A 16,719-nucleotide genomic window follows, 5' to 3' on the forward strand; every position below is an offset into this window, starting at 1 on the left:
GGAGAGGGGGCAGGCGAACCTCACACCGTCCAGGTGTCGATCACCACGGCGTTGTCGCGCTTGTGCAGGAGGACGAGGTCGAGGACGTCGGTGGGGGCGATGGGGCGGATACCCTCGATCAGCGAAGGTTCGCCGTGGCCGTAAAGGGCCTGGAGCGCGAAGCGGCAGGCATAGACCTTGCCGCCTTCGGAGAGGAACTTCACGATCTGATTGTTCATGTTCATGTGGCCGGGGAAGGCCTCGTCGCCGAGCGTCGGGAAGCCGCGCTGGACGCCGAGCGTCACGCCCGGCCCGTAGAGCAGGACGGAGGTCTCGAACCCCTTGCGCAGCAGACGGGTGGCCTGCAGCAGGTTCACGAAACCGATGGAGCCCTCGAACGCCACCGTGTGGAAGGTGACGAGGGCCTTCTGGCCCGGCTCGGCCTTCACGTCCTCGAAGACCTTCTCTTCGTAATCGACGAAGTAATCGCCTTTCTTATGGTGCTCGGCACTGACGGCTGGCATCGGAAACACTCCCTGATATCGCGATGTCCGCCGCGATCATTGCCGGCGACGGCCTATCAGGGGATGGCAATCCGTGTGCCAGCGTCGAAGACAATGCGATCCAGCCAATTCCACGCTGGGCAATTCATACAATCATGCAGTCAATACGCAGTGAGATGCGCCATCTCTCTCACTCGCGAAGATGCCTAAAAACCGAACACCGGATGCATAGATGCTGGACACATGCATCCGGATACTGCCGACTTATTTGACTGTATTGACTGGAATTCCATGCGGAACCAACTCAGGGGTTCGGCGGCACGACGATTGCTATCCATACAATCCAACATGGGATGGATATTGACTGGATCTGCGATGGCAATCGGACGAGGATCGAGGAAGCCGGGCCGCAGCGCCGGGCCGACGACGAGCCCATCTCCGCCGCCGGACGGCTGGACGCCGGATCTCGGGCGCTGGGGCAAGCCGCATTACCTCGCCATCGCCGAGGCCATCGCCGACGATATCCGCACCGGACGGCTCGCCGTCGCCGAACGCCTGCCGCCGCAGCGCGCGCTCGCCGAGCGGCTGGAGCTGAACTTCACCACCGTGGCGCGCGGCTATGTGGAGGCGCAGCGCCGTGGCCTCGTGGAGGCGAGGGTCGGCCAGGGCACGTTCGTGGCCGGTCCGGCGATGCCGGTGCCGGCACCCAGGATCATGGCCCCGCGCCGGCACGGCCCCGTCGACTTCACCATGAACCTGCCCCCCGAACCCGACGACCCGGCCCTGCTGGCACGGATGCAGGGCGGCCTCGCTTCGGTCTCGGAGGACCTGCCGAACCTGCTGCGCTACCAGGGCTTCGGCGGTACCCCCGAGGACAAGGACGCGGCGATCGAATGGCTGCGCCGCCGCGGCCTCGAAGCGTCCCGCGACCGCCTGCTGATCTGCCCCGGCGCCCATGCCGCCATCGGCGCCGTGATGAGTCTCGTGGCGCAACCGGGTGACACGATCTGCTGCGAGACGTTGACCTATCCCGGCGCGCGGGCGCTCGCCGCCCATCTCGGCATGCGCCTCGTCGGGTTGCCCATGGATGCGGAGGGGATCGACGCCGCCGCCTTCGCGGCCACCTGCACCCGGCACGCGCCGAAGGCGCTCTACCTCAACCCGACCCTGCAGAACCCGACCACGATCACCATCTCGCCGGCGCGGCGCGCGGACATCGTCACCGTGGCACGACGATACAACGTGGCGATCATCGAGGACGACGCCTACGGTTTCGTGCCGGTGACACCGGCGACGAGCTTCTACCAGCTGGCGCCGGAGATCACCTATCACGTGGCCGGCCTCGCCAAATGCCTCGGCGCCGGCCTGCGACTCGCCTACATGCTGGCACCCAGCGCGCGGGCGGCGCTCCAGCTGACGGCGGCCCTGCGCGCCTCCACGGTGATGGCCTCGCCGATCACCACGGCCCTTGCCACACGCTGGATCGGCGACGGCACCGCCGAGGCGATCCTCGCCTTCGTCCGCTCGGAATCCCGGGCGCGCCAGGCCATCGCCGCCGGAATGCTGGGGCGGCACGGCGTGACCTCCGACCCGGCCGGCTTCCATCTTTGGCTCTCGCTACCCGAGGGCTGGACCCGTTCGGCCTTCGCCAGCCAGGCCCGCGCGGCGGGAATCGGCGCGGTCACCAGCGATGCCTTCCTCGCCGCCGGCGAAGCACCCGAAGCCGTGCGGATCTGCCTCGGCGGCCTCGCCAGCCGCGCGGAGATCGCACAATCGCTGGAAATTTTGGCCCACGCCCTATCGCACTCGCCTGCGCTGGCTTCGGCTTATATTTAGCCGATCAGATCTGACGCTTCGAAGCCACTCGAAGGGTTTATCATGGATGGCTTGCTGCGTTTCCGTTTTGTGAGTCAGACGGCCTGCAAGAGACGCTCATCCATACAGGCGACAAAGCCGACGATATTAACCCATCACGGCTCACGAGACATGAGCATAGGCGGATCCTGACCTGACCCGAATATTCGCCGGGGGCACACTGCATGATCGAGACATCTCGCTTACTGCTGCGACGCTGGAGAGACGAAGATTTCATTCCCTTCGCGGCGTTGAACGCGGACCCGATTGTTCGACGTTGGTGGTCCGCAGGCCCACTGAATCAGGCGGATAGTCACGCGCAGGCCGAACGGCTCCGTCGACATATCGAGGACCACGGATTCGGCTTTTGGGCCGTCGAGGTTTCGCAGGTCAGTCCCTTCATTGGCTTCGTAGGCTTGCAGAACGAAGAGGCGGATATGCCGTTTGCGCCAGCCATCGAGGCCGGTTGGCGATTGGCCAGGGCATATTGGGGGCAAGGCTATGCAATCGAAGCCGCCCGCGCAGCTTTTGACGATGGCTTCGGGCGTCTCGGCATGAGCGAGATCGTGGCTTATGCCGTCGAAGGCAATATGCCTTCACGCCGAGTTATGGAGCGACTCGGAATGCATCACGACCAGCGCGATGATTTCAATCATCCACATCGTAAGTCAGATGATCCATTCAGGCGCCATGTCTTGTATCGATTGCGATCACCTGGATGAGTTGACGATTCTGTGACGGTGAGCGTCGGCTTCCGAGAAAAGGAGAACGCGACCCCATCGACGCCGCTGAGGCAAAACCGGCCGCGTGGCGCCGGCTCCCTCCGCCGGATTCAAACTGCCAGCCGAACCGGAGCCCCGGCGACTCCGCCGGAAGTCGAGCTCAAGATTTACTGGGCGGAACGCTCGGTCAGCGCGGCGCAATGTATGAAACAAGACCAATCGATTCACTTAAGAGCCTGCGGCGTATCCGCCCTCATCTTGGCTGAGCTCGGGTAATCCTGTGGATGGCGACGTCCTGTCCCTGCGCGACGCGGAACCTCCCCAGCGGCGATCGGTTTGCCATGTCCTGCTCGGGGCCAGTCTCGAGAGCGAGCCTCGACCGACGACGATCCGGAGCCTCATGCTGTTTCCCACCGACGATGCCGCGCATCCCCTCGCCTTGGAATTCCACGCCTTCATCAAGGATCAGCCCTTCCCCTGCGTCGGCGCGAAATCCGCCCTCGCCAAGGGGCAGCTGAAGGTGCTGGTGGCACGCGACGTCGCCTCGGGCTGGGACGACACGCGGATCTACCCGGCGCTCCTCGCTTTCATCTGCCGTTATCGGGCGAACCCGAAACTGTTCCAGAGCTTCGCCGTGGTGTTCGAGGACGCGTCGCCCCTGTCGGAGGAGCGGTTCGAGGGTCACCTCTGGGACCGCGTGCAGTCCTTGTCCGACAAGGACGCCTTCCTCGGCCAGCGCTACGACAAGCGCGTGCAGGCCGACCCGGACGACCCGCATTTCGCCCTGTCCTTCGGCGGCGAGGCGTTCTTCCTCGTGGGCATGCATCCGGGCGCGAGCCGTCCGGCCCGCCGCTTCTCCCATCCCGTCCTCGTCTTCAATGTGCGCGCACAGTTCGAGCAGCTGCGCGAGGAGGGCCGCTACGAGGGGCTGCGCTCGGCGATCCTCGCCCGCGACGAGGCGCTGGCCGGCTCGATCAACCCCATGCTGGCCCGGCACGGCGTTGCCTCGGAGGCCCGCCAGTACAGCGGCCGCGCCGTCGGCGGCGACTGGGTCTGCCCGTTCCAGGGGCGGGCCAAGGGCGACAATGACCGCGTCGCGGAGGGTGGCCGCGATGCAGCCTGACACCGCCCTTACCCCGATCCGCCGCCACGAGATCGCGCCCCGCAGTGGCGTCGCCTTCGAGCTCGCCAAGGGCGACCGCCTGACCATCATCGACCCGAAGGGCGAACAGGTGGCCGACCTCCTTGCCTTCTCCGTGGCCGACCGCGACGAGGTGATCTCGTCCGGCCGCACCCTCGATTACGCCAGCCGCATTTACTTGACGACAGGCGACCCGATCTATTCCAACCGCTCCAACGTCCTCATGCGCATCGTCGAGGACACGGTGGGTCGGCACGATTTCCTCCTCACCCCCTGCTCGGCCGACACGTTCCGCATCATCTATGGTGACGCGCATCCGCACCGCGGCTGTTTCGGCAACCTCGTCGCCGCGCTCGCGCCTTACGGCATCGAGCCGGACCGGATCCCGGTGGCCTTCAACGTGTTCATGAACGTCGTGGTGAACGGCGAGACCGGGGAATTGAAGGTCACCCCCCCCCTCAGCCGGGCCGGAGACCACGTGACCTTCGAGGCGGAGACCGACCTCATCATCGGGCTCACCGCGTGTTCGGCCCTGCAATCGAACAACAATGCCTTCAAGCCGATCCACTACGAGATCCGGCCCGCAGGTGCGGCGCCGCAATCGCCCTGACCCTGCGGCTCGTGCTAGGGGCCCCGCTGCCCCGGACACGAGATCAGCGTCATGACGACCACGAAGCCCGCCCTCGCCCGCGCCGTCGCCTATGCCGATGGCGGCTGCGATCCCAATCCCGGCCCGGGAGGCTGGGGCGTGGTGATCGAGGGTCCGGAGGGCAAGATCGAGCTCTGCGGCGGTGACCGCGCCACCACCAACAACCGGATGGAATTGACGGCGGCGATCAAGGCCCTGTCGCATTTCCCCGCCGGCTCGGCGATCGAGATGCGTTGCGACAGCCAGTACGTCATCAAGTCGGTGACCGAGTGGATGCGCGGCTGGAAGGCGAAGGGCTGGCGCACCAGCACCGGGCCGGTGAAGAACGTCGAGTTGATGCAGGAACTCGACGCCCTCAACGCCGCCCGCGACGTGAAGTGGACCTGGGTGCGGGGCCATACCGGCAATGTCGGCAACGAGCGCGCCGACCGGCTGGCGGCGCAGGGCCGGCGGCAGGCTCTCGGTCTCGCTCCGGCCGGCGAGCCGGTGCCGTCCCCCGCCGTCCCCGCAGTGGTGCCTCCTCCGGGCGTGACGGCGGAACCGCCGGCCCCTGCCCCCCGCACGACGCCGGTGGCGATCGATCTCGGGCTCGGCCTCGACGTCTCGCGGGCGGCCAAGCTCGCCGGCCTGACGCCGCAGGCCTTCGTCGAAAGGGCGATCCGCGTGGCGCTGAAACTCGGGCCGGACGGCATCGCCCGCGTGCTGGATGGCGGTTCCGCCAAGCCGTGAGCCTCGGCGCGAATTTCTACGCGCGGCCGGCGGCGGCGGTCGCCGCCGACCTGATCGGCTGCCGTCTCCTCGTCTCCGGGATCGGTGGGCTCGTGGTCGAGACCGAGGCCTATGACAGGAGCGACCCCGCCTCGCATAGTTTCAATGGGCCGACCCGGCGCAATGCCAGCATGTTCGGGCCGCCGGGCCATGCCTATGTCTACCGCTCCTACGGCATGCATTGGTGCCTCAATCTCGTCTGCGAACCGGGGAGCGCGGTGCTGATCCGCGCGATCGAGCCGAGGGAGGGGATCGAGACCATGCGGGAGCGGCGCGGCCTCGACGCCCTCCGCCTTCTCTGCGCGGGGCCGGGCCGCCTGTGTCAGGCCCTGGCGGTGACGAACCTGCTGGACGGCCTCCCCCTCGACCGGCCGCCCTTCGAACTGGAGCGACGGAGCGCGACGCCGGAGATCCTGGCCGACCGCCGCATCGGCATCACGCGCGGGGCGGACACCCCCTGGCGATTCCTCCTCGCCGGATCGGCTCATCTCAGCAAGCCGGTGTCGCGCCGACGGGAATAGACCGGCGAAAACGGGGAAGAAGTGCCTTCGATGTCGCGGCAATCCCCGGAATCTCGCGGCTCTCCGCCCTCGCCACGTCTGATGTTGCAGCTTATACCGCAGCTTATCCGCGCGAACGCTCTGCTCTTCGCTTCGCTGGAATCCCCTCCGCACCCCATGGATGGCGGTCCCGCCCAACGAGGATCTTGCCCGAGCCGATGCCGCCCCACCTGCTCCTCGCCACCGCCGCCATCCTGCCCTTCCTCGGCAGTGTCGCGGCAATCTGCCTGCCGGGCCACGCGCGCAACGCCGCGGCGATCCTCGCCGGTTTCGTGATGGTGACCTGCCTCGCCTGCATCGGGCTCCTCTACCCTGCCGTCGCCGGCCCGGATCCCGTCATCTGGGCGGTGGACTGGCTGCCGACGCTCGGCGTCCGCTTCGTGCTGCGCCTCGACGGGCTGTCCTGGCTGTTCGCCGTCCTGGTGCTCGGCATCGGCGCGCTCGTGGTGCTCTATGCGCGCTACTACATGGCGGAAGCGGACCCGGTGCCGCGCCTGTTCTCGTATTTTCTCGCCTTCGTCGGCGCGATGCTCGGCATCGTGCTCTCGGGCAACCTGATCCAGCTCTTCGTCTTCTGGGAATTGACGAGCATCGTCTCGTTCCTGCTCATCGGCTACTGGTCCGACAACGCCTCCGCCCGGGACGGCGCGCGGATGGCGCTCACCATCACGGCGATGGGCGGCCTCTGCCTGTTCGTCGGGCTGGTGCTGATCGGGCAGATCGTCGGCAGCTACGACCTCTCGGTGGTGCTCGCCTCCGGCGACGCGATCCGCCGCAGCCCGCTCTACCTGCCGGCCCTGGTCCTGGTCCTGGCGGGTGCGCTCACCAAATCGGCGCAGTTCCCGTTCCACATCTGGCTGCCGCGCGCCATGGCGGCACCGACGCCGATCAGCGCCTACCTGCATTCGGCGACCATGGTGAAGGCCGGCATCTTCCTGATGATCCGGTTCTGGCCGGTCCTCGCCCATACCGAAGCCTGGTACTGGATCGTTGGCACCGCCGGCATGATCACGATGCTGGTGGGCGCCTGGAGCGCGATTTTCCAGCACGACCTCAAGGGTCTGCTCGCCTATTCCACCATCAGCCATCTCGGGCTGATCACCCTGCTCCTCGGCCTCGATTCACCGCTGGCCGTCGTGGCGGCGATCTTCCACACGGTGAACCACGCGACGTTCAAGGCCTCGCTGTTCATGGCAGTGGGCATCATCGACCACGAGACCGGGACGCGCGACATGCGCCGCCTCAGCGGTCTGTGGCAGGCCATGCCCTATACCGCCACCTTGGCGATGGTCGCCGCCGCCGCGATGGCCGGCGTGCCGCTCCTCAATGGCTTCCTGTCGAAGGAGATGTTCCTGGCGGAGGCGGTGGACAACGCGGACGGCCACCTGCTCAATCTCGCCTTGCCGGTGCTGGCGACGTTGGCGAGCGCCTTCACCATGCTCTATTCCGTGCGCTTCATCCGGCAGGCCTTCTTCGGACCCGCCCCGCACGACCTGCCGCACGCGCCTCACGAGCCGGTCCGCTGGATGCGCATCCCGATCGAGCTGCTCGTCCTCGTCTGCGTCGCCATCGGCCTCGTGCCGAACCTGACGATCGGTCCCCTCCTCGCAGGCGCGGTCCGGGCGGTCCTCGGCGAGCGGACGCCCGATTACGACCTCGCCATCTGGCACGGCTTCAACGCGCCGCTCGCACTCAGCATGGTGGCGCTGCTGGGCGGCATCGCGCTCTATGTTGCGTTCGGGCGGCGGATCAACACCAACCCCCGCGGCGGACCCTGGCTGATGGACCGGATCGACGGCGGCTGGCTGTTCGAGCGGACCATGACCGGCCTCGTGAACGGCGCGCGGCGCCTGGAAGCCGGGCTCGGCGCCGAGCGCCTCCAGGCGCAGTTGCGCATTCTCTTCCTCACCGTGCTCCTGGCCGCATCGGTGACCGGAGCCGCACGGGGGCTCGACCTGTTCGCGCCGGGCAAGACCACGGAATTCGACCCGGCCTTCGCGCTGATGTGGCTCGTGGGCGCGGCCTGCGCCATCGGCGCGGCGGAGCGGGCAAAGTACCACCGGCTGTCCGCCGCCATCTTCGTCGGCGGGGCGGGCCTCGTGAGCAGCCTCACCTTCCTCTGGCTCTCCGCCCCGGATCTCGCGGTGACGCAGATCCTGGTGGAGATCGTTACCACCGTGCTGCTGCTGCTGGGTCTGCGCTGGCTGCCCAAGCGCGACGCGGCGATCCCGGCGCCGGCTTGGGAGAAGACGCGGTCCCGCCGTCGACGGATGATCGATCTCGGCATCGCCGCCTTTGCCGGCCTCGGGCTCGCCGGGCTGGCCTACGCGGTGATGACCCGGCCCGCCGTCGACGGAATCGCCCGCTGGTTCATCGAGGAGGCCTACCCGCAGGCGGGCGGACGCAACGTCGTCAACGTATTGCTGGTGGATTTCCGGGCCTTCGACACGCTGGGCGAAATCTGCGTGCTGGGCATCGTCGGCCTGACGGTGTTCGCGCTCCTTCGCCGCTTCCGACCCGCCTCCGACAGTCTGGGGCCTCCCAAGCAGCAGGTGAACCACGACGCCTATGACGATGCCCGCGAGGGCCGCGAGCTCGGCGACACCACCGCCGATGCTCTCCTCGTCCCGCGCGTGGTGATGACGTGGCTGTTCCCCTTCATCGTCCTCCTCGCCCTGCACCTGTTCCTGCGCGGCCACGACCTGCCGGGCGGCGGCTTCGCAGCGGGCATCGCGCTCACCATCGCCTTCATGCTGCAATACATGGCGCAGGGCGCGCAGTGGGTGGAGGCGCGGCTTCGGATCCAGCCGATCTCGTGGATCGGCATCGGCCTGCTGGTCTCCGTCTCGGTCGGCGCCGGTTCCTGGCTGTTCGGGCGTCCGTTCCTCACGGCCTATTTCGCCTATTGGAAGCCGCCTCTGCTGGGCAAGGTTCCGGTGGCGAGCGCGCTGCTGTTCGATCTCGGGATCATGGTGCTGGTGGTGGGCGCGAGCGCGCTGATGCTCGTCGCCCTGGCTCACCAATCCCTGCGGCGCACCCGCCCCGCCGAGGCGGGGGTTGAGCGGGCCGTCGAGAAGGAGCCCGCCTGATGGAGATCGTACTGTCCTTGGGAATCGGCGTCTTCGCCGCCTCGGGCATCTGGCTGATGCTGCGGCCCCGCACCTTTCAGGTCGTGCTGGGCATCTCGCTGCTGAGCTACGCCGTCAACCTGTTCATCTTCGCCATGGGCCGGCTGACGGTGGGCGCGCCGCCGGTGCTCGGGGCTGGGGCCGACATCGTCTCCGTTGACGATCCGGTGCCGCAGGCCCTGGTCCTCACCGCCCTGGTGATCGGCTTCGCGCTCACCGCGCTCTTTCTCGTCGTGCTGCTCGCCGCCCGCGGCATCACCGGCAGCGATCATGTGGACGGCCGCGAGCCACACCTGGCGGAGCCGAATCCAGAGAACCCGCATCCATGAACGCCACGGTTCTGAATGCCCCCCTCGTCAGCGACTGGACCGACCATCTCGTCGTCCTGCCCATCGTTCTGCCGATCGCGGTGGCCGGGGCGATGTTCCTCATGGACGAGCGCCGGAGTCGGCTGAAAGGGGCGCTGAGCCTCGCAACGGTGCTGGCCCTCCTCGGCATATCCCTCATCCTCGTCTGGCGCGCGAGCGAGGCGGCGCAGATCTACCGCCTCGGCAACTGGGCCGCCCCCTACGGGATCGTGCTGGTGGCCGACCGGCTCTCGGCCCTGATGCTGGCGCTCGGCAGCGTACTGGGCCTGTGCGCCCTGATCTTCTCCTTCGCCCGCTGGGGCCGGGCGGGTCCGCGCTTCCACGGCTTGTTCCTCCTGCTCCTGATGGGGGTGAACGGCGCCTTCCTCACCGGGGACCTGTTCAACCTGTTCGTGTTCTTCGAGGTGATGCTGGCCGCCTCCTACGGTCTCGTCCTGCACGGATCGGGCGAGACGCGGATCCGGGCCGGCCTCGGCTACATCGCGGTCAACCTCGTCGCCTCGCTGTTCTTCCTCGTCGGCGTCAGCCTCATCTACGGCACGATGGGAACCCTCAACATGGCCGACCTCGCCCGGCGGCTCGCGGCGCCGGAGGCGGGGGAACTCGCCCTGTTCGAGATCGGCTGCGCGATCCTCGGCATCGCCTTCCTGATCAAGTGCAGTGCCTGGCCGCTCGGGTTCTGGCTGCCCACCACCTACGCGGCGGCGAGCGCGCCGGCGGCCGCCATCTTGGCGATCCTGAGCAAGGTCGGCGTCTACGTGGTGGTGCGCCTGAGCCTGCTGCTGTTCGGGGCGGGACTGTCGGAGGGGTTCGGACAGACCTGGATTCTCGCGGCCGGTCTCGCGACGATGGCCTATGGCGCCATCGGCATCCTGGCGGCGCGCGACCTCACACGGGCGGCGGGCTATGCGGTGATGATCTCGTCGGGCACGGTGCTGGCGGCTTTGGGGAGCGGCAATGACGGGGCGCTCTCGGGTGCCCTGTACTACCTCCTCGGCTCCACCCTCGCGGCGGGCGCCCTCTTCCTGCTCGCCGAAATCCTACAGCGCGGCCGCGACCCGCTGGAGGCCGCAAAGGCCGTCTTCGCCGACGAGTATCGCGATCCGTTCGACGATGCCGACGCCACCGAGATCGGCCGGGCGATCCCCGCCGCGGTGGCGCTCCTCGGCAGCGGCTTCCTCGTCTGCACGCTGATGTTGGCGGGGGTTCCCCCGCTCTCCGGTTTCGTCGGCAAGCTCGCGATCTTCACGGGGCTCACCACGGGCACGATGACCGCGTCCGCCTGGTGGCTCATCACAGCGCTGACCCTGTCGAGCTTCGCCACGCTGATGCCGATGGTGCGGCTCGGGATCAAGAACCTCTGGGTTCCGAGCGACGACCCGCCGCCGGTCCTGCGCCTTTCGGAATTCACCGCTCTCGCCGGCCTGCTCGCCGCCTGCATGGCCCTCGCCCTCTGGGGCGGCCCGGCCCTCGCCTATGCCGACGAGACCGTGCGCTGGCTGGCCCAGCCGCAGGATTACGTTCGCGCCGTCCTCGGGCCGACGCGGGAAGGCGGTGGATCGTGAGCCGCCTCTTGCCCTACCCCATCCTGTCGGCCTGCCTCGCCGCGACCTGGCTGCTCCTGAACGCGCCGCTCTCACCGGGCAACGTCCTGCTGGCGTTATCGATCGGCCTCACCGTTCCCGCCGTCATGCTGGCGCTGCGGGCCCCTTCGGTACGAGTGCGGGCGCCCGGCACCCTCGCGCGGCTCGCCGTGATCGTGCTCTACGACATGGTTCGCTCGAACATCGATGTCGCCCGTATCATCCTCGGGCTTCGCGGGGGCGAGCGGCGGACCGGTTTCGTTACGATCCCCCTCGACATACGCGAGCCGTTCGGTCTCGCGATCCTGTCGATCATCCTCACCGGCACGCCCGGCACCCTCTGGGTCCAGTACGATTCCGACACGGGCTGCCTGCTCATCCACGTGCTCGACTACACGGATGGGGAGGAATGGGTGCGGCGGGTGAAGGACCGCTACGAGCGCCCCCTGATGCAGATTTTCGCCCCATGATTTTCTTCATCCCATGAGGTTCCTCCCATGAGCGCCAACACCGTTCTCGACTGGGGGCTCGGCTTCGCCCAGGGGATGCTGGTTCTCGCCATGGCGCTCGCCGCATGGCGGATGCTGCGCGGCCCCCGCGCGCAGGATCGCATCCTCGGTCTCGACACCCTCTACCTCAACGGCATGCTGGCGGTGGTGGTCCACGGCATGCGCACCGGCAGCGGCCTCTATTTCGAGGCGGCCCTGATCCTCGGCATGATCGGCTTCACCGCCACCGTGGCGCTGGCGAAGTTCCTGATGCAGGGCGAGGTGATCCAGTGAACGGCACCGAACTGCCCGTCTGGGCCGCGTGGCTGGTGGTGGCGCTGGCCATCGTCGGCGCGGGGTTCTCGCTCACCGGCGCCTTCGGCCTCATCCGCCTCCGGACGTTCTACGAGCGCGTCCATGCCCCCACCCTGGGAGCGACCCTGGGCATGGCGCTGATCCTCATGAGCTCGATGCTGCTCCTGTCCCTGATCGAGGGCCGCCTCGTCCTGCGCGACGCGCTAATTGGCGTGTTCCTCACCGTGACGACCCCGGTGACGTTGCTGCTCCTCGCCCGCGCGGCGGCGCAGCGCGACCGCCAAGAGCGCAATCCCGACGCTCCGCCGGAGGTGTGAGACCCCACGCCTCAGGCCTCCACCGCATTCCCCCGGATCAGGTCGCGCCCGGCATAGATCCCGCCCACGGTCTCCATCTCGAGACGCTCGGCGTCGCGGCGGCGGACTTCGGCCATGACTGCGCTGGCGGAATCCGGCTCGTCACCGATGGCCAGGAGCGCCTGCTCGCCGAAGGCCAGGGCGGATTCCAGCGTCTCGCGAAGCTGGTAGGCGACGCCGGCATGGATGAGCTCGATCGCGTGCTCGCGGTCGCGGGCGCGGGCGAGGACGGGCACGAGGGGGAACTCGGCCTTCGCCAGTTCGGCGATGCGCCGAGCGGCCTCGCGGTCGTCGATGCAGATCAGGATCGCCCGTGCCGTGGCGGCCCCGGCCGCGTGCAGGATGTCGAGGCGCGTGCCATCGCCGTAATAGACCTTGAAGCCGAATTGTTCGGCGACACGGATATAGGCGGGGTTGGTGTCGATGATCGAGACCGAGCAGCCGCGCGAGATCAGCGGCTGGCTCACCACCTGCCCGAAACGGCCGAAGCCGATGATGAGGGCGCTGCCCACGAGGTTCTCCGGCACCTCGACACCCTCCGTGGAGACCGAGGCCTTGGGGCCGAAGCGGTCGAAGGCGATCACCATCAGCGGCGTGAGGGCCATGGAGAGGATGATCGTCGCCGTCAGGACGGCGTTGGTGGTGCCGTCGATGATGCCGGCGCTCGCGGCGGCGGCATAGAGCACGAAGGCGAACTCGCCGCCCTGCGCCATCAGGGCCGCACGCTCCATCGCCTCGGGATGCGAAGCGCGCAGGAGGCGGGCGACGGCGTAGATGACGACGCTCTTCACCACCATGTAGGCGGCGACGCTCGTGAGGATGAGCGCCCAGTTCGCGGCGATGACCGTGAGGTCGAGGGACATGCCCACGCCGAGGAAGAACAGGCCGAGCAGGATGCCCCGGAACGGCTCGATATCGGCCTCCAGCTGGTGCCGGAAGCTCGATTCCGAGAGGAGGACGCCCGCCAGGAACGCGCCCATGGCCATGGATAATCCGCCGAGCTGCATGGCCAGGGCCGAGCCGAGCACGACGAGGAGGGCCGCCGCCGTCATCACCTCGCGGGCCTTGGCCGCGGCCAGCAGGCGGAACAGCGGGTTGAGCAGCCAGCGCCCCGCCGCCACCAGGGCAGCCACGGACCCGAGGGCGACGCCGATGCCATAGACGCGGTCCATCGTGCCGGTCGCCTGCCCGCCGGGGGCCAGCAGCGCGACGATGGCGAGGAGCGGCACGATGGCGAGGTCCTCCAGCAGGAGGATTGCCACGATGCGCTGGCCCTTCGGCGTCGAGAGCGACCCGCGCTCTTCGAGAAGCTGCATGACGATGGCGGTGGAGGTGAGGACGAAGCCGGTGCCGGCCACGAACGCGATGGCAGGCGAGAACCCCATGGCGATGCCGACGAGCATGAGCGCGGCGATGCAGGCGCCGACCTGGGCGAGGCCGAGCCCGAAAATCTCGCGCCGCATGCCCCAGAGCCGGGACGGCTCCATCTCCAGCCCGATGATGAACAGGAACATCACCACGCCGAGTTCCGCCACATGCAGGATGGCGTGGGCATCCGAGAACAGGCCAAGGCCGAACGGGCCGATGGCGAGCCCCGCCACGAGGTAGCCGAGGACCGAGCCGAGGCCGATCCGCTTGAACACAGGCACCGCGACGACGCCGGCGGCGAGCAGCGCCACGACCTGTACGAGTTCGCTCGCGGCACCGGATGCTTCAACGGCCATGATGTCGATATGTCCTCTCGGAAGGGATTCGCGGGCGACGCCCCATCGGCCCCGCCCCGATCTCGCGCATCTCTACGGATAGCGCACGGGCGGGGGTGATTCCGGCAAGGGGATGAACTCGGACTCGCCGGGCACGGTGTCGAAACGGGCCTGGCGCCAGTCCTCCTTGGCCTGCTCGATCCGCTCGGGGCGCGAGGAGACGAAGTTCCACCAGAGATGGCGTGGCCCGTCCATGGGCTCGCCGCCGAGCACCATGAAACGCGCGGCCTCGATCGCCCTCACGCTGATGCGGTCGCCGGGATTTAACACGAGGAGCTGTCCGGGGCCGAACCCGTCGCCCGCAATGTCGATGGCGCCGGAGACGGTGTAGATCGCGCGCTCGTCATAGGTCGGGTCGAGGGGCAGCACGGCGCCGGCCTCGAGCATCACGTCGGCATAGACCATCGGGCTCGACGTCCGCACCGGCGATCTGGCGCCGAAGGCCTCGCCGGCGATCAGACGGACGGTCTTGCCCTCGCCGGAAAGGACCGGCAGCGCATCCGCATCGTAATGTTCGAAGGCGGGGGCGGTCTCCTCGTCCTTGCCGCTGAGCGCGACCCAGGCCTGAATGCCGAACAGCTTCGAGCCGGTTCGGCGCAGCCCGGCGCCGGTCCGCTCCGAATGGGTGATACCGCGACCGGCCGTCATCCAATTGAGCTCGCCCGGACGGATCGGCAGTTCGGTGCCCAGGCTGTCCCGGTGCATGATCTCGCCGTCGAACAGGTAGGTGACGGTGGAGAGGCCGATATGCGGATGGGGCCGCACGTCCATGCCCTGGCCGAGCAGGAACTCGGACGGCCCCATCTGGTCGAAGAAGATGAACGGGCCGACCATCCGGCACTGAGTCGATGGCAGAGCCCGCCGGACGGAGAAGGAGCCGAGATCCCGCGAGCGGGGAACGATCAGGGTCTTGATCGCGTCGCAGGAGAAATGATCGCCCGGAACCGGGTCGTCCGCACTGTGCCAGCTCATCGCCCGTTTCCCTTCTGCTCGGTCCGATTGACGTCTCTTGTGGTTTGCGAGGCAGGCATTCCGATCCATGGAATCGTTCCCGCGACCCACGTGATCGGGTGGGGACATACGCTTGTGCCCGGCGCCGGGTCTTGAAGAAACCCGGCATGTCCGCCTCGAGGGCGGTATCGGACATCGCTGAATGCGATGAAATAGAAACAATGGAAACCGATCGTTTCTGAATATGCCGCCTTGCCTACCAACCCCTACGTGGCGGAGGTCTTTTGAAAATCGCACGGCCGGTCACCCGCAAAGCAGTCTAAAATTCCATTGCCTCGTCGAACCCGTAGAATGACCTGGGTCAGGAACCTGTCGAACTTAAGCCACTCAAACTATTCGACTCCGTTCCAATCGAGCTTAGCGTCAAAGCGAGCTCAGCCACGCCTATTTCGAGGAGAAGCCGATCCGGCGGCAAGGCCCAAACACGCCACGAGTGCTGAGACGGTGGGGTTTGGGGAGAAGCCCTGAACCGGCTCGACGGTGGCTGGCAGACTTCGCCATGATGGATCAAGTGATGTTCGTTATGTCCGATTCAGTAGAAGCACAGCAAAATTGCTTCCTGACCGCTCCGGCAATGGCGATTCATTTGCCGGTGATCGAACCGAAAACGGGCATCGGTTTTGGCCCCTCACAGTGAGCTGGCCCGGTCTCGCCGTCCCGGTTTGTTGCGGACCAATCGCCCATACCGTCGGGATTCAGCTTGCGCGCGCAGCAAACGGCAGGTCATCACAAATAGCGCGTAGGCTTTCCGATTTATATCAATCAAATACATTGCGCGCGTATTTCAGCGGCACCGTTACATTTAACGAATTCGCCTTGACCTCCTTTGGGAATGGAGGAAAACTTGATCCAGTTTTTACGGTGAATAGGGCCAATCTATCGAAATCGGGAGACCCGGACGATTTGACCACATCCGATTCTATGACCCGCCCATCCCTTCCAACAAGAAATTTTACGATCACAACAACATCCGAATCGGATTTATACATCCTTCTTGAAGATTGATGCCTCATATAGACAAATCTCGTTAATGTTCCGAGATATTTTTGTTGAATGGTCGGTCCGAACTCATTATCTTCGGCTTGGGATTTTCCGGCGAAAGAGCCTATAATTGCGCAAGAAATTGCAGCTGCAATAAGTGTGCGTCCGTGAAACAAGGCATCCTCCACCATCGATCACGATTAAACTGATTTATGTGCTTGATCTGTGCAAGCCCAGAATCGGAAGTCACTTCGCGTGCTGACGGCTTCCGTACTCGACGAGAAACGCCGGAGACAAAAAAAGCTCGCCGAGACGCAGGCCATACGAAAAGCAGTTGCGTCGACGAAGCTTACGACCGGGAAAGCCTGGAGGCCCACCGTCGCTTCGCACACGCGTGCCTGCGCACGCGCACCGCGGCAGTTTTAACGGGCTGGACCGCCAGAGGAACGCATTAACATTTCCCTACGACTCCAAAATCCGAAAACGATCCGGGTTAGGAACCCTTAAACCCGCCGTATTTACCATGCGGTACCTGAGCCTCTCGGATCAC

At 66.7% G+C, this 16,719-nt stretch carries 17 protein-coding genes; 13 read left to right on the forward strand and 4 right to left on the reverse strand.

The window, feature by feature from the left end:
• Positions 1–20: 20 nt before the first annotated feature.
• A complete protein-coding gene (locus tag ASF26_RS01135; protein WP_018041839.1) occupies positions 21–503 on the reverse strand; it encodes an MSMEG_0572/Sll0783 family nitrogen starvation response protein in 483 nt (160 codons plus the stop codon).
• A gap of 354 nt (positions 504–857) precedes the next feature.
• Here ASF26_RS01135 and ASF26_RS01140 point away from each other — a divergent pair, with 354 nt between their 5' ends.
• From ASF26_RS01140 to mnhG, 12 genes are all read left to right on the forward strand, one after another.
• Positions 858–2,318, forward strand: a complete 1,461-nt coding sequence (locus ASF26_RS01140) for a PLP-dependent aminotransferase family protein (RefSeq protein WP_056248329.1) — start codon at positions 858–860, stop codon at positions 2,316–2,318.
• A 203-nt stretch (positions 2,319–2,521) separates the two neighbouring features.
• Complete coding sequence (locus ASF26_RS21735; protein ID WP_082477458.1) at positions 2,522–3,058, forward strand: GNAT family N-acetyltransferase; 537 nt, start codon at positions 2,522–2,524, stop codon at positions 3,056–3,058.
• A 400-nt stretch (positions 3,059–3,458) separates the two neighbouring features.
• Positions 3,459–4,181, forward strand: a complete 723-nt coding sequence (gntA, locus tag ASF26_RS01145; RefSeq protein WP_056248332.1) for a guanitoxin biosynthesis heme-dependent pre-guanitoxin N-hydroxylase GntA — start codon at positions 3,459–3,461, stop codon at positions 4,179–4,181.
• Positions 4,171–4,809, forward strand: coding sequence for an urea carboxylase-associated family protein (locus tag ASF26_RS01150; RefSeq protein WP_056249702.1), 639 nt, complete (start codon positions 4,171–4,173; stop codon positions 4,807–4,809). Before gntA ends, ASF26_RS01150 begins: the two co-directional genes overlap by 11 nt.
• 51 nt (positions 4,810–4,860) lie before the next feature.
• Complete coding sequence (gene rnhA, locus ASF26_RS01155) at positions 4,861–5,577, forward strand: ribonuclease HI (RefSeq protein ID WP_056248335.1); 717 nt, start codon at positions 4,861–4,863, stop codon at positions 5,575–5,577.
• The gene (locus ASF26_RS01160; RefSeq protein ID WP_056248339.1) at positions 5,574–6,137 is read left to right on the forward strand and encodes a DNA-3-methyladenine glycosylase; all 564 of its coding nucleotides are present in this window, start codon (positions 5,574–5,576) and stop codon (positions 6,135–6,137) included. The genes rnhA and ASF26_RS01160 overlap by 4 nt, the downstream gene beginning before the upstream one ends.
• A gap of 197 nt (positions 6,138–6,334) precedes the next feature.
• Entirely contained in the window at positions 6,335–9,265 is a 2,931-nt protein-coding gene (locus ASF26_RS01165; protein ID WP_056248342.1) for a monovalent cation/H+ antiporter subunit A, read from the forward strand.
• Positions 9,265–9,633: a Na+/H+ antiporter subunit C gene (locus tag ASF26_RS01170; RefSeq protein WP_018041828.1), complete on the forward strand. Its 369-nt coding sequence runs from the start codon at positions 9,265–9,267 to the stop codon at positions 9,631–9,633. The genes ASF26_RS01165 and ASF26_RS01170 overlap by 1 nt, the downstream gene beginning before the upstream one ends.
• Complete coding sequence (locus tag ASF26_RS01175) at positions 9,630–11,237, forward strand: monovalent cation/H+ antiporter subunit D (RefSeq protein WP_056248347.1); 1,608 nt, start codon at positions 9,630–9,632, stop codon at positions 11,235–11,237. Before ASF26_RS01170 ends, ASF26_RS01175 begins: the two co-directional genes overlap by 4 nt.
• Positions 11,234–11,725, forward strand: coding sequence for a Na+/H+ antiporter subunit E (locus tag ASF26_RS01180; protein WP_056248350.1), 492 nt, complete (start codon positions 11,234–11,236; stop codon positions 11,723–11,725). The genes ASF26_RS01175 and ASF26_RS01180 overlap by 4 nt, the downstream gene beginning before the upstream one ends.
• 27 nt (positions 11,726–11,752) lie before the next feature.
• Positions 11,753–12,037 (forward strand): K+/H+ antiporter subunit F, encoded by a 285-nt coding sequence (locus ASF26_RS01185; protein ID WP_018041825.1) that lies wholly within the window; start codon positions 11,753–11,755, stop codon positions 12,035–12,037.
• Complete coding sequence (mnhG, locus tag ASF26_RS01190) at positions 12,034–12,375, forward strand: monovalent cation/H(+) antiporter subunit G (RefSeq protein WP_056248355.1); 342 nt, start codon at positions 12,034–12,036, stop codon at positions 12,373–12,375. Before ASF26_RS01185 ends, mnhG begins: the two co-directional genes overlap by 4 nt.
• Positions 12,376–12,386: 11 nt before the next feature.
• Here mnhG and ASF26_RS01195 read toward each other — a convergent pair whose 3' ends face one another.
• Together ASF26_RS01195 and ASF26_RS01200 are read right to left on the reverse strand one after the other, a co-directional pair.
• Entirely contained in the window at positions 12,387–14,138 is a 1,752-nt protein-coding gene (locus tag ASF26_RS01195; protein ID WP_056248358.1) for a monovalent cation:proton antiporter-2 (CPA2) family protein, read from the reverse strand.
• A 72-nt stretch (positions 14,139–14,210) separates the two neighbouring features.
• Entirely contained in the window at positions 14,211–15,149 is a 939-nt protein-coding gene (locus tag ASF26_RS01200; protein ID WP_056248360.1) for a pirin family protein, read from the reverse strand.
• Between the two features lie 538 nt (positions 15,150–15,687).
• Here ASF26_RS01200 and ASF26_RS22390 point away from each other — a divergent pair.
• Positions 15,688–15,825, forward strand: coding sequence for a hypothetical protein (locus ASF26_RS22390; RefSeq protein ID WP_156462815.1), 138 nt, complete (start codon positions 15,688–15,690; stop codon positions 15,823–15,825).
• Positions 15,826–15,946: 121 nt separating this feature from the next.
• Here ASF26_RS22390 and ASF26_RS21740 read toward each other — a convergent pair whose 3' ends face one another.
• On the reverse strand, positions 15,947–16,360 hold the full coding sequence (locus ASF26_RS21740; protein ID WP_082477460.1) for a TonB family protein: 414 nt from the start codon (positions 16,358–16,360) through the stop codon (positions 15,947–15,949).
• Positions 16,361–16,719: the final 359 nt, after the last annotated feature.

This window comes from Methylobacterium sp. Leaf93 (assembly GCF_001422345.1).
GTDB classification, from domain to species: Bacteria; Pseudomonadota; Alphaproteobacteria; order Rhizobiales; family Beijerinckiaceae; genus Methylobacterium; species Methylobacterium bullatum.

Coding starts and splice junctions, on each gene's coding strand:
- ASF26_RS01135 (WP_018041839.1), bottom strand. CDS start 503: ATGCCAGCCGTCAGTGCCGAGCACCATAAGAAAGGCGATTACTTCGTC.
- ASF26_RS01140 (WP_056248329.1), top strand. CDS start 858: ATGGCAATCGGACGAGGATCGAGGAAGCCGGGCCGCAGCGCCGGGCCG.
- ASF26_RS21735 (WP_082477458.1), top strand. CDS start 2,522: ATGATCGAGACATCTCGCTTACTGCTGCGACGCTGGAGAGACGAAGAT.
- gntA (WP_056248332.1), top strand. CDS start 3,459: ATGCTGTTTCCCACCGACGATGCCGCGCATCCCCTCGCCTTGGAATTC.
- ASF26_RS01150 (WP_056249702.1), top strand. CDS start 4,171: ATGCAGCCTGACACCGCCCTTACCCCGATCCGCCGCCACGAGATCGCG.
- rnhA (WP_056248335.1), top strand. CDS start 4,861: ATGACGACCACGAAGCCCGCCCTCGCCCGCGCCGTCGCCTATGCCGAT.
- ASF26_RS01165 (WP_056248342.1), top strand. CDS start 6,335: ATGCCGCCCCACCTGCTCCTCGCCACCGCCGCCATCCTGCCCTTCCTC.
- ASF26_RS01170 (WP_018041828.1), top strand. CDS start 9,265: ATGGAGATCGTACTGTCCTTGGGAATCGGCGTCTTCGCCGCCTCGGGC.
- ASF26_RS01175 (WP_056248347.1), top strand. CDS start 9,630: ATGAACGCCACGGTTCTGAATGCCCCCCTCGTCAGCGACTGGACCGAC.
- ASF26_RS01185 (WP_018041825.1), top strand. CDS start 11,753: ATGAGCGCCAACACCGTTCTCGACTGGGGGCTCGGCTTCGCCCAGGGG.
- ASF26_RS01195 (WP_056248358.1), bottom strand. CDS start 14,138: ATGGCCGTTGAAGCATCCGGTGCCGCGAGCGAACTCGTACAGGTCGTG.
- ASF26_RS01200 (WP_056248360.1), bottom strand. CDS start 15,149: ATGAGCTGGCACAGTGCGGACGACCCGGTTCCGGGCGATCATTTCTCC.
- ASF26_RS22390 (WP_156462815.1), top strand. CDS start 15,688: ATGATGGATCAAGTGATGTTCGTTATGTCCGATTCAGTAGAAGCACAG.
- ASF26_RS21740 (WP_082477460.1), bottom strand. CDS start 16,360: ATGGTGGAGGATGCCTTGTTTCACGGACGCACACTTATTGCAGCTGCA.